We start from the raw sequence: 13731 nt of genomic DNA on the forward strand, positions 1-13731 counted from the left end.
CGTGTGAGCCGTCATCGAAACATTTCAAACCTCCGCCGCTCAAGCCACGAGGGCCGCCTGCGGGGGTTCTGCGGAAACACTGCCCCTGCGTACACCGGAGAGGGAGCAGGAAGGGCAGAAAAAGGGACCGGGCGGCCCGAAGGCCGCCCGGTCCCGGTGTTCCGTCCGAGGTGTCGGTGCGTCAGAGCTTCCGCGTCATGGTCCGGTGCGGGATGCCTGCGTCGTCGTAGACCGGGCCCTCGGCGACGTAGCCGAGGCGCTCGTAGAAGCCCAGCGCCTGCACCTGCGCGTGCAGCTCCAGCTCGGTGCCGCCGTGCTCGCGCCCGGCCTGCTCCAGCGCCCGGACCAGCTCGGCGCCGAGCCCGGTGCCCCGGGCGGCCTTGCGGACCGCGAGCCGGCCGAGCAGCACCCGCCCGGCGACGCCGGTCTTCCCGAGCGCCTCGGTGCCGTGGATCAGCCGGCCGGTGCCGACCGCCATGCCGTCCGCGAGGGCCAGCACGTGCACCGAGGTGGCGTCGTACTCGTCGTACTCCAGCTCCGCCGGGACGTTCTGCTCGATCACGAAGACCTCGTGCCGGATCAGCCGGACCAGCGCCAGGTCGACGTCCCCGGCGGCGATCCGCAGTTCGGCCGCCATCAGCTCTCCGAGGAGATGATGTCGAGCGCCCGGCGCAGGTCCTCGGGGTACTCGCTGTCGAACTGCACCCACTCGCCGTCGCCGGGGTGCTCGAAGCCGAGCGAGACCGCGTGCAGCCACTGCCGGGTCAGGCCGAGCCGCTTGGAGAGCGTCGGGTCGGCACCGTAGGTGATGTCGCCGACGCAGGGGTGCCGCAGGGCCGACATGTGCACCCGGATCTGGTGGGTGCGGCCGGTCTCCAGCTTGATGTCGAGCAGCGAGGCGGCCCGGTAGGCCTCGATCAGGTCGTAGTGCGTGATCGAGTGCTTGCCGTCCTTGGTGACGGCCCACTTCCAGTCCGAGCTGGGGTGGCGGCCGATCGGCGCGTCCACGGTGCCGCTCATCGGATCGGGGTGGCCCTGGACCAGGGTGTTGTACTTCTTCTCCACGATCCGGTCGTGGAACTGGCGCTTGAGGTCGGTGTACGCGCGCTCGGACTTGGCCACCACCATCAGACCGGAGGTGCCGACGTCCAGCCGGTGCACGACGCCCTGGCGCTCGGCCGCGCCGGAGGTGGAGATCCGGTAGCCCGCTGCGGCGAGGCCGCCGATCACGGTCGGTCCGGTCCAGCCGGGGCTGGGGTGGGCGGCGACGCCGACCGGCTTGTCGACCAGCACGATGTGCTCGTCGTCGTGGACGATCCGCATGCCCTCGACGTGCTCGGCGACCACCCGGAGGGGGGCGGCGGGGGCCGGGATCTCGACCTCCAGCCAGGCGCCGGCCATGACGCGGTCCGACTTGCCGGCCGTCACACCGTCGATGGTGACCTTCCCGTCGGCGGCCAGCTCGGCGGCCTTGGTCCGGGAGAAGCCGAACATCCGGGCCAGGGCGGCGTCGAGGCGCTCACCCTCCAGGCCGTCGGGAACGGGGAGGCTGCGGGTCTGCGCTGCGGTACTCACCCGTACGAGTATGCCGGACCCGGCGCCACCGCCGGACCGCACGGCCTGCGCGCCGGGCGCGGACCCGCCGCTACGCGCTCTTGTCTTCCTTGGTCACCTGGTGCACGGTGCCGTCCGGGTTGCTGCCCCGGAAGGACAGCAGGACCACCAGGATGCCGCCGCAGACGATGGCCGAGTCGGCCAGGTTGAAGACCGCGAAGTGCTGGACCGAGATGAAGTCCACCACGTGCCCGCGGAACACCTCGGGCGAGCGGAACAGCCGGTCGGTCAGGTTGCCCAGCGCGCCGCCGAGCAGCAGCCCGAGCGCGATCGCCCAGGGCAGGCTGTAGAGCTTGCGGGCGATCCGCCAGATCACCACGATCACCGAGGCGGCGATCGCGGTGAAGACCACCGTCATCGCCTGGCCCATCCCGAAGGCGGCCCCCGCGTTCCTGATCACCTGGAAGGTCATCACGTCGCCGACCACCTCGATCGGCTGGTGCCCCTCCAGTCGGGCCACCACCAGCAGCTTGCTGCCCAGGTCGATCAGGTAGGCGAGCAGCGCGACCCCGAGCAGCAGGGCGATCCGGCGCCGCCGCAGCGCCTCCCGGGCGGCCGACTCCGCCGCCGTGCGGGCCGGCTCGGCCGCCCCGCCCGAAGGCTCCTCGCCCGGAGACTCCTCGGAAGTGCTCACCGCGTCCTCCGCGAGCTCGACGGATGCGGGCTGGACGGAGTCGTCCTGGGTCTGGGGAGAGCCTGGAGTGCTGATGATCCGCTCCGCTGCCGAGAGTGAACGAGTACTGGGGTCGAGCGTACGGTACCGCCCGACCCCCGTGGCCGACTCGTTACCTGCGCTCCTGCTTGGCCTTGCAGGTGACGCACAGGGTGGCCCGCGGGAAGGCCTGCAGCCTGGCCTTGCCGACCGCCTGCCCGCAGGACTCGCAGAGCCCGAAGCCGACGCCCTCAAGCCGGGCCAGCGCCCGCTCGGTCTGGGCCAGGCTGTCCCGGGCGTTGTTGGCGAGCGCGAGCTCGCTCTCCCGGCTGATGTTCTTGGTGCCGGCGTCGACCTGGTCGTCGCCCGCGCCGTCGTTGGAGTCCCGCATCAGGCCGTTCAGCGCCTGCTCGGCGGCGGCGATCTCGCTGCGCAGCCGGTCGGCGTCGTCGTTCAGCTCCTGGTGCAGCTCGGCCACCTCGGCCGACGTCCAGGGCTCCTCGCCGGCGCGGACCGGCAGCTCCGCCGGGTCCACCGACTCGGCGCCGCGCGCCCCGCTCCCCGCCGGGGCATGCTTGCGGCTGGTCGCGGCCACCCGTCCGGTGCTGGTGCTGGTCTTCCGCCGTGTAGTACTCACGGTCCCCTCCCCTGAGTCGCCTGCCACGGCCTTCCGCGTCCGCTTGGTGGCGGTAGTGGCGGTAGCACCACTTGCCTTCTCAGCCATGGCTTCGACCTCATCTACGAACGAAACGAACCGCCGGTTCCCGGCGGCCTCCGGTGCCGGAACGATAATCCCCATCGAATCCACCCACAATGGGACATACCGATAAGGCCCTGGGTTCCCACCCGAGCAGCCGCCCGCCCGAGTGCTGACCGTGTTGTGCCCAGATCGTCATCCGCTAACCACGCGCGTGGGCGCGCATAAGGAGTTGCCGGGCCCGATACACTGAGCCTGCAAGGCGCTGATGGGACGAGTACCGACGTACGCAGCCAGGAGCGACCCGGGGATGGTGCGAGCCCGGGGGTGTGCGCGGCGGGAAGATCACCCCGGAGCCACCGGAAGAACGGCTTGACGGCCCATTAGACCCGGTAGCAAGCCCAAACAAGAGGGCCGCAGTCCCCATCCGCGGCCAAGGAGGGTGGTACCGCGGGACGGCCTGCCGTCTCGTCCCTCCGTCGGAACGCTGTCCACGCATCCGTCGGAGGTAGACCCCGCGATGACCACGTACAACTCCGTACCCGCCCAGGTGGACCTGCCGGTCCTGGAGCACCAGATCCTGTCCTTCTGGCAGGACAACAAGATCTTCCAGCGCAGCCTGGAGCAGTCCGAGGGCCGCCCCGAGTGGGTGTTCTACGAGGGCCCGCCAACCGCGAACGGCATGCCCGGCGCGCACCACATCGAGGCCCGGGTCTTCAAGGACGTCTTCCCGCGCTACCGGACCATGAAGGGCTACCACGTCGCCCGCAAGGCCGGCTGGGACTGCCACGGCCTGCCGGTCGAGCTGGCCGTCGAGAAGGAGCTCGGCTTCTCCGGCAAGCAGGACATCGAGAAGTACGGCATCGCCGAGTTCAACGCCAAGTGCCGCGACTCGGTGACCCGGCACACCGACGCGTTCACCGAGCTCACCACGCGGATGGGCTACTGGGTCGACCTCGACCAGGCCTACCGCACCATGGACCCGTCCTACATCGAGTCGGTCTGGTGGTCGCTCCAGCAGATCTTCGACAAGGGCCTGCTGGTCCAGGACCACCGGGTGGCCCCCTGGTGCCCGCGCTGCGGCACCGGCCTGTCCGACCACGAGTTGGCCCAGGGCTACGAGACCGTGGTCGACCCCTCGGTCTTCGTCCGCTTCCCGCTCACCTCGGGCCCGCTGGCCGGCCGGGCAGCGCTGCTGGTGTGGACCACCACCCCGTGGACGCTGGTCTCCAACACCGCCGCCGCCGTGCACCCGGACGTCACCTACGTGGTGGCCACCGACGGCACCGAGCAGCTGGTGGTGGCCGAGCCGCTGCTGGCCAAGGCGCTCGGCGAGGGCTGGGCGGCCACCGGCGAGTCGTTCACCGGCGCCGAGATGGAGCGCTGGGCCTACCGGCGCCCGTTCGACCTGGTGGAGATCCCGGACGCGCACTACGTCCTGAACGCCGAGTACGTGACCACCGAGGACGGCACCGGCATCGTCCACCAGTCCCCCGCCTTCGGCGCGGACGACCTCGCCACCTGCCGCAGGTACGGCCTGCCGGTGGTCAACCCGGTCGAGGCGGACGGCACCTTCGCGGCCGACGTCCCGCTGGTCGGCGGGCAGTTCTTCAAGAAGGCCGACGAGGCGCTGGTGGCCGACCTGGCGGCCCGTGACCTGCTGTTCCGTCACCTCCCGTACGAGCACAGCTACCCGCACTGCTGGCGCTGCCACACCGCGCTGCTCTACTACGCGCAGCCGTCCTGGTACATCCGCACCACCGCCGTCAAGGATGCGCTGATCCGGGAGAACGAGGCCACCAACTGGTTCCCCGAGAACGTCAAGCACGGCCGCTTCGGTGACTGGCTGAACAACAACATCGACTGGGCGCTGTCCCGGAACCGCTACTGGGGCACCCCGCTGCCGATCTGGCGCTGCGAGGACGACCACCTCACCTGCGTCGGCTCGCTGGCCCGGCTCTCCGAGCTGACCGGCACCGACCAGAGCGCGCTGGACCCGCACCGCCCGTTCATCGACGACGTCACCTTCGCCTGCCCGACCTGCTCGGCCACCGCGACCCGGGTGCCCGAGGTGATCGACGCCTGGTACGACTCGGGCTCGATGCCGTTCGCGCAGTACGGCTACCCGTACCAGAACAAGGAGCTGTTCGAGAGCCGCTACCCGGCCCAGTTCATCTCCGAGGCGATCGACCAGACCCGCGGTTGGTTCTACACGCTGATGGCGGTCGGCACCCTGGTGTTCGACAAGAACTCGTACGAGAACGTGGTCTGCCTCGGCCACATCCTGGCCGAGGACGGCCGGAAGATGTCCAAGCACCTGGGCAACACCCTCGACCCGATCCCGCTGATGGACCAGCACGGCGCCGACGCGGTGCGCTGGTTCATGGCCGCGAGCGGCTCGCCGTGGTCGGCCCGCCGGGTCGGGCACGGGGCGATCCAGGAGGTGGTCCGCAAGACGCTGCTGACCTACTGGAACACGGTGGCCTTCCAGGCCCTGTACGCCCGCACCGCCGACTGGTCCCCGTCCGCCTCCGACCCGGCCCCGGCCGACCGCCCGCAGCTGGACAAGTGGGTGCTCTCAGAGCTGAACACCCTGGTCCGGGACGTGGACGCGGCGCTGGAGGCGTACGACACCCACCGGGCCGGCAAGCTGCTCTCCGGCTTCGTCGACGACCTCTCCAACTGGTACGTCCGGCGCGGGCGCCGCCGCTTCTGGCAGGGCGACGGGGCCGCGCTGGCCACCCTGCACGAGGCGCTGGAGACGGTGACCCGGCTGATGGCCCCGCTCACCCCGTTCATCAGCGAGCGGGTCTGGCAGGACCTGGTGGTCCCGGTGGTCCCGGACGCGCCGGTCTCGGTGCACCTGGCCGGCTGGCCGGTCGCCGACGAGGCGCTGATCGACACCGAGCTGTCCCGGAACATGGCGCTGGTCCGGCGGCTGGTCGAGCTCGGCCGGGCGACCCGGGCCGAGTCGGGCGTGAAGACCCGTCAGCCGCTGTCCCGGGCACTGATCGCGGCCCAGGGCTGGGACGAGCTGCCCGGTGACCTGCGGGCGCAGATCGCCGAGGAGCTGAACGTCTCGGTGCTCGAGTCGCTGGCGGAGGTCGGCGGTTCGCTGGTCGACACCTCGGCCAAGGCGAACTTCCGGGCGCTCGGCAAGCGCTTCGGCAAGGGCGTGCAGGACGTCGCCAAGGTGGTCGCCGCCGCGGACGCCGCCGCGCTGGCCGCCTCGCTGCGGGCCTCCGGCACCGCGGCGGTCGAGCTGAACGGCGAGACCGTGGAGCTCACCCCGGACGAGGTGATCATCACCGAGACCCCGCGCGAGGGCTGGGCGGTCGCCAACGAGGCCGGCGCCACCGTGGCGCTGGACCTGCACATCACCCCGGAGCTCAAGCGGCTCGGCATCGCCCGGGACGCCATCCGGCAGATCCAGGAGGCCCGGAAGAACTCCGGCCTCGACGTCGCCGACCGGATCGTGCTGCGGTGGCGGGCCGCGAACGAGGAGACCGCCGAGGCGATCGCCGAGCACGGCCAGCTGGTCGCGGACGAGGTGCTCGCCACCGACTTCCTCGCGGGCGCGGCGGAGTGGACCTCAGAGACCTTCAGCGACGAAGGGCTCGGCCTGAGCTTCCAGCTCCGCAAGGCATAACGAGCCCCGTCAGGGGCTCGGGGAACAGCGACGGTTCGTGGCTGGCGGGTATCACTGCAAGGTGCCTGCCCAGCTACGTACGGATCACCCTCGATGAGGCCGGCGTCGCAGTTCCCCGAGCCCCTGACCGTAGAACCGGAGCACCTGCAGAAACGAGGGCGCCCCCACGGTGACGATTCGTCACGGCGGGGGCGCCCTCGATGGTTACCGCTTTAGTTGTCGCCGTCCTCGTCGATCAGGAAGCCGCGCATCGGAGCGGGCGCCTGCTGCATCGGCTGCGGAGGCTGCGGCCGGACGGCCGCCATCGGCTGGGTCATCCCGGCGGGGGCCATCTGTGCGGCGCCGCTGGGGGCACCGTTCGGCTGGCCGCCGAAGGAGGGCTGACCGTTGCCGCCACCGAAGGAGGACTGACCGCCGAAGGACGGCTGGCCCGCACCGGTGAAGGAGGACTGGCCGCCGAAGGACGGCTGACCGCTCATTGCCGAGGCACCGGCCGGCGGCAGCGAGGCGGTGGCCGGGATCCGCGGCGGGGCGAGCGAGTCGTCCGCCTGCGACTCCAGCTGGCGCAGCTGGGTCTCCAGGTAGGACTTCAGACGGGTACGGTACTCGCGCTCGAAGGCGCGCAGGTCCTCGACCTTGCGCTCCAGGGTGGCGCGGGCGGACTCCAGCGAGCCCATCGCGACCCGGTGCTTCTCCTGCGCGTCCCGCTCCAGGGCGTCCGCCTTGGCACGGGCGTCCCGCTCCAGGCCCTCGGCCCGGCTGCGCGCCTCGCCGACGATCTTGTTGGCCTCGGAACGGGCCTCGGAGATCGCCTGGTCGGCGGTCTGCTGGGCGAGCGCGAGCACCCGGGCGGCACTGTCGCCACCGGGGCTCTGCTGCTGCATCGGGGCACCCATCGGGCCGCCGAGCTGCTGGCCCATCGGGCCGCCCATCGGCTGCAGCTGCTGGCCACCCATGGTCTGGCCCATCTGCTGCTGACCCATCGGCTGCAGCATCTGGCCGCCCATCGGCTGCACCAGCTGCTGCTGGCCGCCCATGGTCTGGCCCATCTGCTGCTGACCCATCGGCTGCTGCATCTGCTGCTGGCCCATCGGCTGCATCTGCTGCTGGTTGGGCTGGCCCATCGGGCCACCCTGACCGGACGGCAGCTGCGGCGCACCGGAGGGCAGGCCCAGCGGCTGGTTGCCCATCTGCTGCATCTGCTGTTGCTGGCCGGGGCCCTGCTGCATCTGACCCTGGCCGGGAACCGGCGGGCCGGATATGGCGGCGGGGACCGGAGCTCCCTGGCGGCCGTCCTGCGGCTGCTGCTCCTTGCGCATGTTGGCCTGGTTCTGCGCGGCGGCACGAGTGGCCGCGGCGAGCTTGGCCCGCAGGTCCTCGTTCTCGCGGAGCAGTCGGGTCAGCTCGGCCTCGACCTCGTCGAGGAAGGCATCGACCTCGTCCTCGTCATAGCCTTCACGCAGCCGGACGGTCGTGAACTGCTTGTTCCGAACGTCCTCGGGGGACAGTGACATCTCTTCACCTCAACGTGATCGTCGGCACACCGGCATCCTGTCGCAGCGCTCAAGACGGCAGAGTCAGCACGAGCGATCTCAGGACAAACACAATGATCATCAGTACGAAGAAGGACAGGTCGAGCGCCACGCCCCCGAAACGCAACGGCGGGATGAATCGCCGAAGAAGCTTGAGCGGCGGATCGGTGACAGTGTACGTGGCCTCCAGGACCACGACCATGGCCTTCCCAGGACGCCACGAGCGGGCGAACTGGAAGACCCAGTCCATGACAAGACGGAAGAGCAGGACCAACAGGAAAGCACTCAGCGCATAGAAGAGCACTCCCCGCACGATCCCCATCGCGTCTCCCTGTTCAAATCCGGCATTCCGGACGATCCGTCAGTCACGTACCACTGCCACGAGATCCACCGAGAAGTCGTGGTCGGGTCAGCTCTGGTTGAAGAACCCACCCTCGGCGATCCGAGCCTTGTCCTCCGCCGTTACATCGACGTTAGCAGGAGACAGCAGGAACACCTTCTGTGTCACTCGCTCGATACTGCCGTGCAGACCGAAGACGAGTCCAGCGGCGAAGTCTACGAGCCGCTTCGCATCCGTGTCGTCCATCTCGGTCAAATTCATGATCACCGGGGTGCCGCCACGGAACTGTTCCCCGATGGTACGGGCCTCGTTGTAGGTCCTCGGGTGCAGCGTGGTGATGCGGTACGGCTCTCGTTCGTTGACGACCTTGGGCATGATCACCGGGGTGCTCTTCTCCAGGTTTTGGCGGCGGTCGGGTGTGATGGACGACACTGGGGCCATCCGCGGCTGCTCCTGCCGGATCGGCACGGCGGCCGGGACGGGCTGAGGCGCGATGTGCGCGACCGGCGCCGGAGCGGCGGGTGCCGCGGCGGGGCGCTCCAGGCCCTCGGTCCGTCCGGTTCGGATCGGCTCGGGGTCCGTGTCGTAGTCGTCGTCGGGGTCGTAACCCTGGCCGTCGTACGTCTCGTCCTCCACGAGGCCGAGGTAGACCGCCATCTTGCGCATTGCGCCGGCCATGCTCCTGTCTCCTCCGCTCTGTGGTGGATCGTCACCGGCGGCCTTCGCCTGCGGGATTCCGCACACCACCCGACGCTCCGTCATAGAGTGGGAGTGGCTGCGGGTTTGCGATCGATCCACGGTTCACTAGCGCTGTAGCCAGCTGCTAGGTTCTGTCCTGTTTTGTCCTGCAGTCTGATCTACTACCCGGTGACGTTACCGGAGCGTCGACCGCACTCCGAGCACCGCCGTACCGACGCGCAGATGTGTCGCTCCGGCGGCCACCGCCTGCTCCAGGTCACCGCTCATGCCCGCCGAGACCATCGTGGCAGCAGGATGGCTCGACCGTAGGGCAGTTGCGATTTCCGCCAGTCGCTCGAAGGCCTTCGCCGGGTCCCCCGCCAGCGGGCCGGCCAGCGGAGCGACGGTCATCACACCGGACAGTCGCAGCCCGGGCGTGTCGGCGATCGCGTCGGCCAGTTCGGCGACCTCGTCGGGGCTCGCCCCGGCCCGGCCCCCGCCCTGGCCGGCCTCCTTGTCCAGTGCCACCTGGACCAGGCAACCCAGCGGCGGGCGCTCCGCGTTGGCCACCGCGGCAGCCAGCGAGGTCACCAGCCGCAGCCGGTCCACCGAGTGCACGTGGTTGGCGTACCGGACCACCGAGCGGACCTTGTTGGTCTGCAGTTGGCCCACGAAGTGCCAGTCCAGCGGCAGTTCACGGCAGAGCTCGGCCTTCGGGGCCGCGTCCTGGTCGCGGTTCTCCGCCACGTCGGTGACGCCCAGCGCGGCCAGCAGGGCGGTGTCCTCGGCCGGGTAGGTCTTGGTGACCACCACCAGCCTGACCTCGCTCCTGGCCCGTCCGGCCGCCGCACAGGCGTCCGCGATCCGGCGCTCCACCACGTCGAGGTTGGCGCCCAGCTCCTCGTACCTGGCCCGCTGACCCTCGGTCAGCCCGGCCAGGAACTCCGGGCCACCCGGCTCCGGTCCGTACACGTCAGTCACAGTCGCCCCATACACGGCTCGCCCCCGAGAAACACAGCAGATGATCGCACCCCGGACCGCACGATGCCCACCGTGTGTTCCCCGTCCGGGAGGACGGGGGCACGGTGGGCATCGGTGCCGTCGGGCTTACTTCAGGAAGTCCGGCACGTCGAGCTCCTCGGCCGGGTTCTCCAGCAGCGGCTGCCGGGCGGGCTGCACCTGCGGGGGAACCGGCGGGGCCGTGGTGGTGGTGCCCTGCTCGTCCTTCGGACGGTCCGTCACCGAACCGATGCTGCCGTAGGACGGGCGGCCCGCCGGGCGCTCCGGGGTCGAGGTGCCGGTGGCCGGGGTGGACTTGACCACCGGGTCACGGACGATCGCGGGCGGCTGACCGCCGTCGAACCCGGCCGCGATCACGGTGACCCGGACCTCGTCGCCGAGCGCGTCGTCGATCACCGCGCCGAAGATGATGTTCGCCTCGGGGTGCGCCGCCTCGCTGACCAGCTGGGCCGACTCGTTGATCTCGAACAGACCGAGGTCGGAGCCGCCGGAGATGGAGAGCAGCACGCCGCGGGCGCCGTCGATGGACGCCTCCAGCAGCGGGGAGGAGATGGCCATGATGGCCGCCGCCTTGGCCCGGTCCTCGCCGCGCGCGGAGCCGATCCCCATCAGGGCCGAACCGGCGTCCGACATGACCGACTTGACGTCGGCGAAGTCGAGGTTGATCAGACCGGGGGTGGTGATCAGATCGGTGATGCCCTGCACGCCGGAGAGCAGCACCTGGTCGGCCGAGCGGAACGCGTCCAGCACGCTGACCTGGCGGTCGGAGATGGAGAGCAGCCGGTCGTTCGGGATCACGATGAGGGTGTCGACCTCCTCGCGCAGGCCGGCGATGCCGTCCTCGGCCTGGTTCGCCCGGCGGCGGCCCTCGAAGGTGAACGGCCGGGTCACCACGCCGATGGTGAGCGCGCCGAGCGAGCGGGCGATGTTCGCCACCACGGGGGCGCCACCGGTACCGGTGCCGCCGCCCTCGCCGGCCGTCACGAAGACCATGTCGGCCCCCTTGAGGACCTCCTCGATCTCCTCGCGGTGGTCCTCGGCGGCCTTCCGGCCGACCTCGGGGTTGGCTCCGGCGCCGAGGCCCCGGGTGAGTTCACGGCCCACGTCGAGCTTGACGTCGGCGTCGCTCATCAGGAGGGCCTGCGCATCGGTGTTGATCGCGATGAACTCGACGCCCTTGAGACCGACCTCGATCATCCGGTTGATGGCGTTCACACCACCGCCGCCGATACCGACGACCTTGATGACTGCGAGGTAGTTCTGCGGTGCTGCCACGTCGAAGGCCTCTCGCCTCGAGATTCCGGGTCGGCTTCTCCTGTTTGTGAGGGCCGACGGATGTCGATGGGTGGGGAGCCCGGGTATTTCCTGACTGTATGTCCGAAATTCCGACCACCGACCCGAACCCTAAACTTGACCTTTAGGGTTGTGGCTGTGCCTGCGTCACATCACCGTGGGACACAGCCTGGTGACACAGGACACTAGGTGGCAACTCATCTGCGTTCAACGAACACGCCGAGCTTCCCGTTTTTCTTTTGAGCCTATGTGATCATCCATCACCTGGTGAAACCGGGGTGACCACCAAGAGTCGGGGCGGAGCCGCTGCTCCGTCAACACCGCCCTCGGGAGGAGAACTTACCGGATCTTCCCGACACGCCGGGCCATCATCCGCCGATACCGGGCGCATCGGGCGCGCTCACGTCGTAGATCTTCGACTTCCGCGGCAGCAGCGCGGCCAGCACCAGCGCCTTGCGCGGAGTCCGCTCCGCACTCCCCCAGCGCACCACCGCACCGTCGGCGAGCTGCAGTTGGATGTCGTCGTAGCTGTGCACCACGACCGCGCCGGCCAGCTTGGCCACCTCCGGCGGGAGCCCCGCCGCCACCGTCACGGCGGCCCGCACCAGCTCCGGCTTGCCGAACACCGCCAGCGCGTCGTTCGCCTGCTGACTGAGCGCCAGCTCCACCACCGGGACCCCGGCCGGCGGGGCGTCCTCGGTGGCGAACCCGAAGCCGGTCGAATCCACCTGGGTGAACTTCCCGTCCTCGGTCTTGACGGCCGCCACCGCGCGCCGCTCCACCACCTTGATCCGCAGGGTGTGCGGCCAGCCCCGCCAGACCTCGACCTTGGCCACCCGGGGCAGCGCCGCCACCCGGCGCTCGGCCTCGGCCAGGTCGACCCGGGCCAGCGGGCCGTGCTGCCCGCCGCCCAGCACCTCGCGGACCTGGTGGGCCGTCAACTTGTCACCGGTCAGCCCCTGCACGGCGACCACCCGGACGTCCAGCACCGAGGAGAAGAACACCAGCCAGCCGAGCGCGCCCAGGAACAGTGCCCCGAGCGCGCTCAGCACCACGATCCCCCGCCGGGAGAGGCGGAGCCGGGGCGCGAACCGCTCCTCGGCCTCCTCCTCGTCCTCCAGGGGATCGTCGAGGACCGGCGTCTCAGCCACGGCGGCGACCACCTCTGGCCGCCTCGATCGCCTCGTACACCATCCCGACCAGCAGGTCGTCGGCGTCCCGGCGGCCGAACTCGGCGGCGGCCCGGCTCATGTCCCAGAGCTTCTGCGGGTTGGTGAGCACCGGCAGGACGTTCTGCAGCACCCAGTCCGTGGTCAGCTCGGCGTCGTCGACCAGCAGGCCGCCGCCCGCCTTGACCATCGGCTGGGCGTTCAGCCGCTGCTCGCCGTTGCCGATCGGCAGCGGCACGAAGGCGGCCGGCAGGCCGACCGCGGCCAGCTCGGCCACCGTCATGGCGCCGGCCCGGCAGAGCATCAGGTCGGCGGCGGCGTACGCGAGGTCCATCCGGTCCACGTACGGCACCGCGCGGTACGGCGGCATGCCGGGGATGTCGTCGATCACCGGCAGCTCGTTCTTCGGCCCGACCGCGTGCAGGATCTGCACGCCGTACTGCTGGAGCCGGGGCGCGATGGCCTGCACGACCTCGTTCAGCCGGCGGGCGCCCTGCGAGCCGCCGGAGACCAGCAGGGTGGGCAGCCGCTGGTCGAGCCCGAAGTAGTGCCGGGCCTCCGGGCGGACCGCGTTCCGGTCCAGGGTGGCGATGGTCCGGCGCAGCGGGATGCCGATGTACCGGGAGTCACGCAGCTTGGAGTCGGGCGTGGAGACCGCGACGAAGTCGCTGTACCGGGCGCCGATCTTGTTGGCCAGACCGGGCCGGGCGTTCGCCTCGTGCACCACGATCGGCACCCCGGCGCGCTTGGCGGCCAGGTAGGCGGGCATCGCGACGTAGCCGCCGAAGCCGACCACCGCGTCCGCCTTGACCCGCTCGATGATCTCCTGGGCGGCCCGGACGGTGCCGCGCAGCCGGCCCGGCACCGTGATCAGCTCCGGGGTGGGCTTGCGCGGCAGCGGTACGGCCGGGATCAGCTCCAGCTGGTAGCCGCGCTCGGGCACCAGCCGGGTCTCCAGACCCCGCTCGGTACCGAGGGCGGTGATCCCGATCGACGGGTCGTGCCTGCGGAGCGCGTCCGCGAGCGCCATGGCCGGCTCGATGTGCCCGGCGGTTCCGCCGCCTGCGAGTACGACATGCACCGAAAT

The 13731-nt window shown here is 70.5% G+C and carries 12 protein-coding genes; 1 reads left to right on the forward strand and 11 read right to left on the reverse strand.

Features of this window, described 5'->3' with window-relative positions; genetic code table 11:
* Positions 1–181 precede the first annotated feature (181 nt).
* The 4 genes from OHV05_RS07710 to OHV05_RS07725 all read right to left on the reverse strand — a co-directional run bounded on the left by OHV05_RS07710 (position 182) and on the right by OHV05_RS07725 (position 2903).
* Positions 182–637: a GNAT family N-acetyltransferase gene (locus OHV05_RS07710; RefSeq protein ID WP_405016983.1), complete on the reverse strand. Its 456-nt coding sequence runs from the start codon at positions 635–637 to the stop codon at positions 182–184.
* Complete coding sequence (locus OHV05_RS07715) at positions 637–1575, reverse strand: RluA family pseudouridine synthase (protein WP_405016984.1); 939 nt, start codon at positions 1573–1575, stop codon at positions 637–639. The genes OHV05_RS07710 and OHV05_RS07715 overlap by 1 nt, the downstream gene beginning before the upstream one ends.
* A 70-nt stretch (positions 1576–1645) precedes the next feature.
* The gene (gene lspA, locus OHV05_RS07720; protein WP_405016985.1) at positions 1646–2248 is read right to left on the reverse strand and encodes a signal peptidase II; all 603 of its coding nucleotides are present in this window, start codon (positions 2246–2248) and stop codon (positions 1646–1648) included.
* A 151-nt stretch (positions 2249–2399) separates the two neighbouring features.
* Positions 2400–2903: a TraR/DksA family transcriptional regulator gene (locus OHV05_RS07725; RefSeq protein WP_405016986.1), complete on the reverse strand. Its 504-nt coding sequence runs from the start codon at positions 2901–2903 to the stop codon at positions 2400–2402.
* Between the two features lie 580 nt (positions 2904–3483).
* Between OHV05_RS07725 and ileS the strand changes: the two genes are divergently transcribed.
* Positions 3484–6612, forward strand: coding sequence for an isoleucine--tRNA ligase (ileS, locus tag OHV05_RS07730; RefSeq protein ID WP_405016987.1), 3129 nt, complete (start codon positions 3484–3486; stop codon positions 6610–6612).
* Positions 6613–6824: 212 nt separating this feature from the next.
* Here the strand turns inward: ileS and OHV05_RS07735 are convergent, their stop codons facing one another.
* The 7 genes from OHV05_RS07735 to murG all read right to left on the reverse strand — a co-directional run bounded on the left by OHV05_RS07735 (position 6825) and on the right by murG (position 13725).
* Positions 6825–8126 (reverse strand): DivIVA domain-containing protein, encoded by a 1302-nt coding sequence (locus OHV05_RS07735; RefSeq protein ID WP_405016988.1) that lies wholly within the window; start codon positions 8124–8126, stop codon positions 6825–6827.
* 49 nt (positions 8127–8175) lie between these two features.
* Entirely contained in the window at positions 8176–8466 is a 291-nt protein-coding gene (locus OHV05_RS07740; protein WP_057233071.1) for a YggT family protein, read from the reverse strand.
* An 87-nt stretch (positions 8467–8553) separates the two neighbouring features.
* Positions 8554–9162, reverse strand: a complete 609-nt coding sequence (locus tag OHV05_RS07745) for a cell division protein SepF (protein ID WP_057233070.1) — start codon at positions 9160–9162, stop codon at positions 8554–8556.
* A gap of 195 nt (positions 9163–9357) precedes the next feature.
* Positions 9358–10101, reverse strand: a complete 744-nt coding sequence (locus OHV05_RS07750; protein WP_405021410.1) for a YggS family pyridoxal phosphate-dependent enzyme — start codon at positions 10099–10101, stop codon at positions 9358–9360.
* Between the two features lie 168 nt (positions 10102–10269).
* Positions 10270–11457: a cell division protein FtsZ gene (gene ftsZ, locus OHV05_RS07755; RefSeq protein WP_405016989.1), complete on the reverse strand. Its 1188-nt coding sequence runs from the start codon at positions 11455–11457 to the stop codon at positions 10270–10272.
* Between the two features lie 386 nt (positions 11458–11843).
* Positions 11844–12626, reverse strand: coding sequence for a cell division protein FtsQ/DivIB (locus tag OHV05_RS07760; RefSeq protein WP_405016990.1), 783 nt, complete (start codon positions 12624–12626; stop codon positions 11844–11846).
* Positions 12619–13725, reverse strand: a complete 1107-nt coding sequence (gene murG, locus OHV05_RS07765) for an undecaprenyldiphospho-muramoylpentapeptide beta-N-acetylglucosaminyltransferase (RefSeq protein ID WP_403038359.1) — start codon at positions 13723–13725, stop codon at positions 12619–12621. The genes OHV05_RS07760 and murG overlap by 8 nt, the downstream gene beginning before the upstream one ends.
* Positions 13726–13731: the final 6 nt, after the last annotated feature.

Source organism: Kitasatospora sp. NBC_00070 (assembly GCF_045041205.1).
Classification (GTDB): Bacteria; Actinomycetota; Actinomycetes; order Streptomycetales; family Streptomycetaceae; genus Kitasatospora.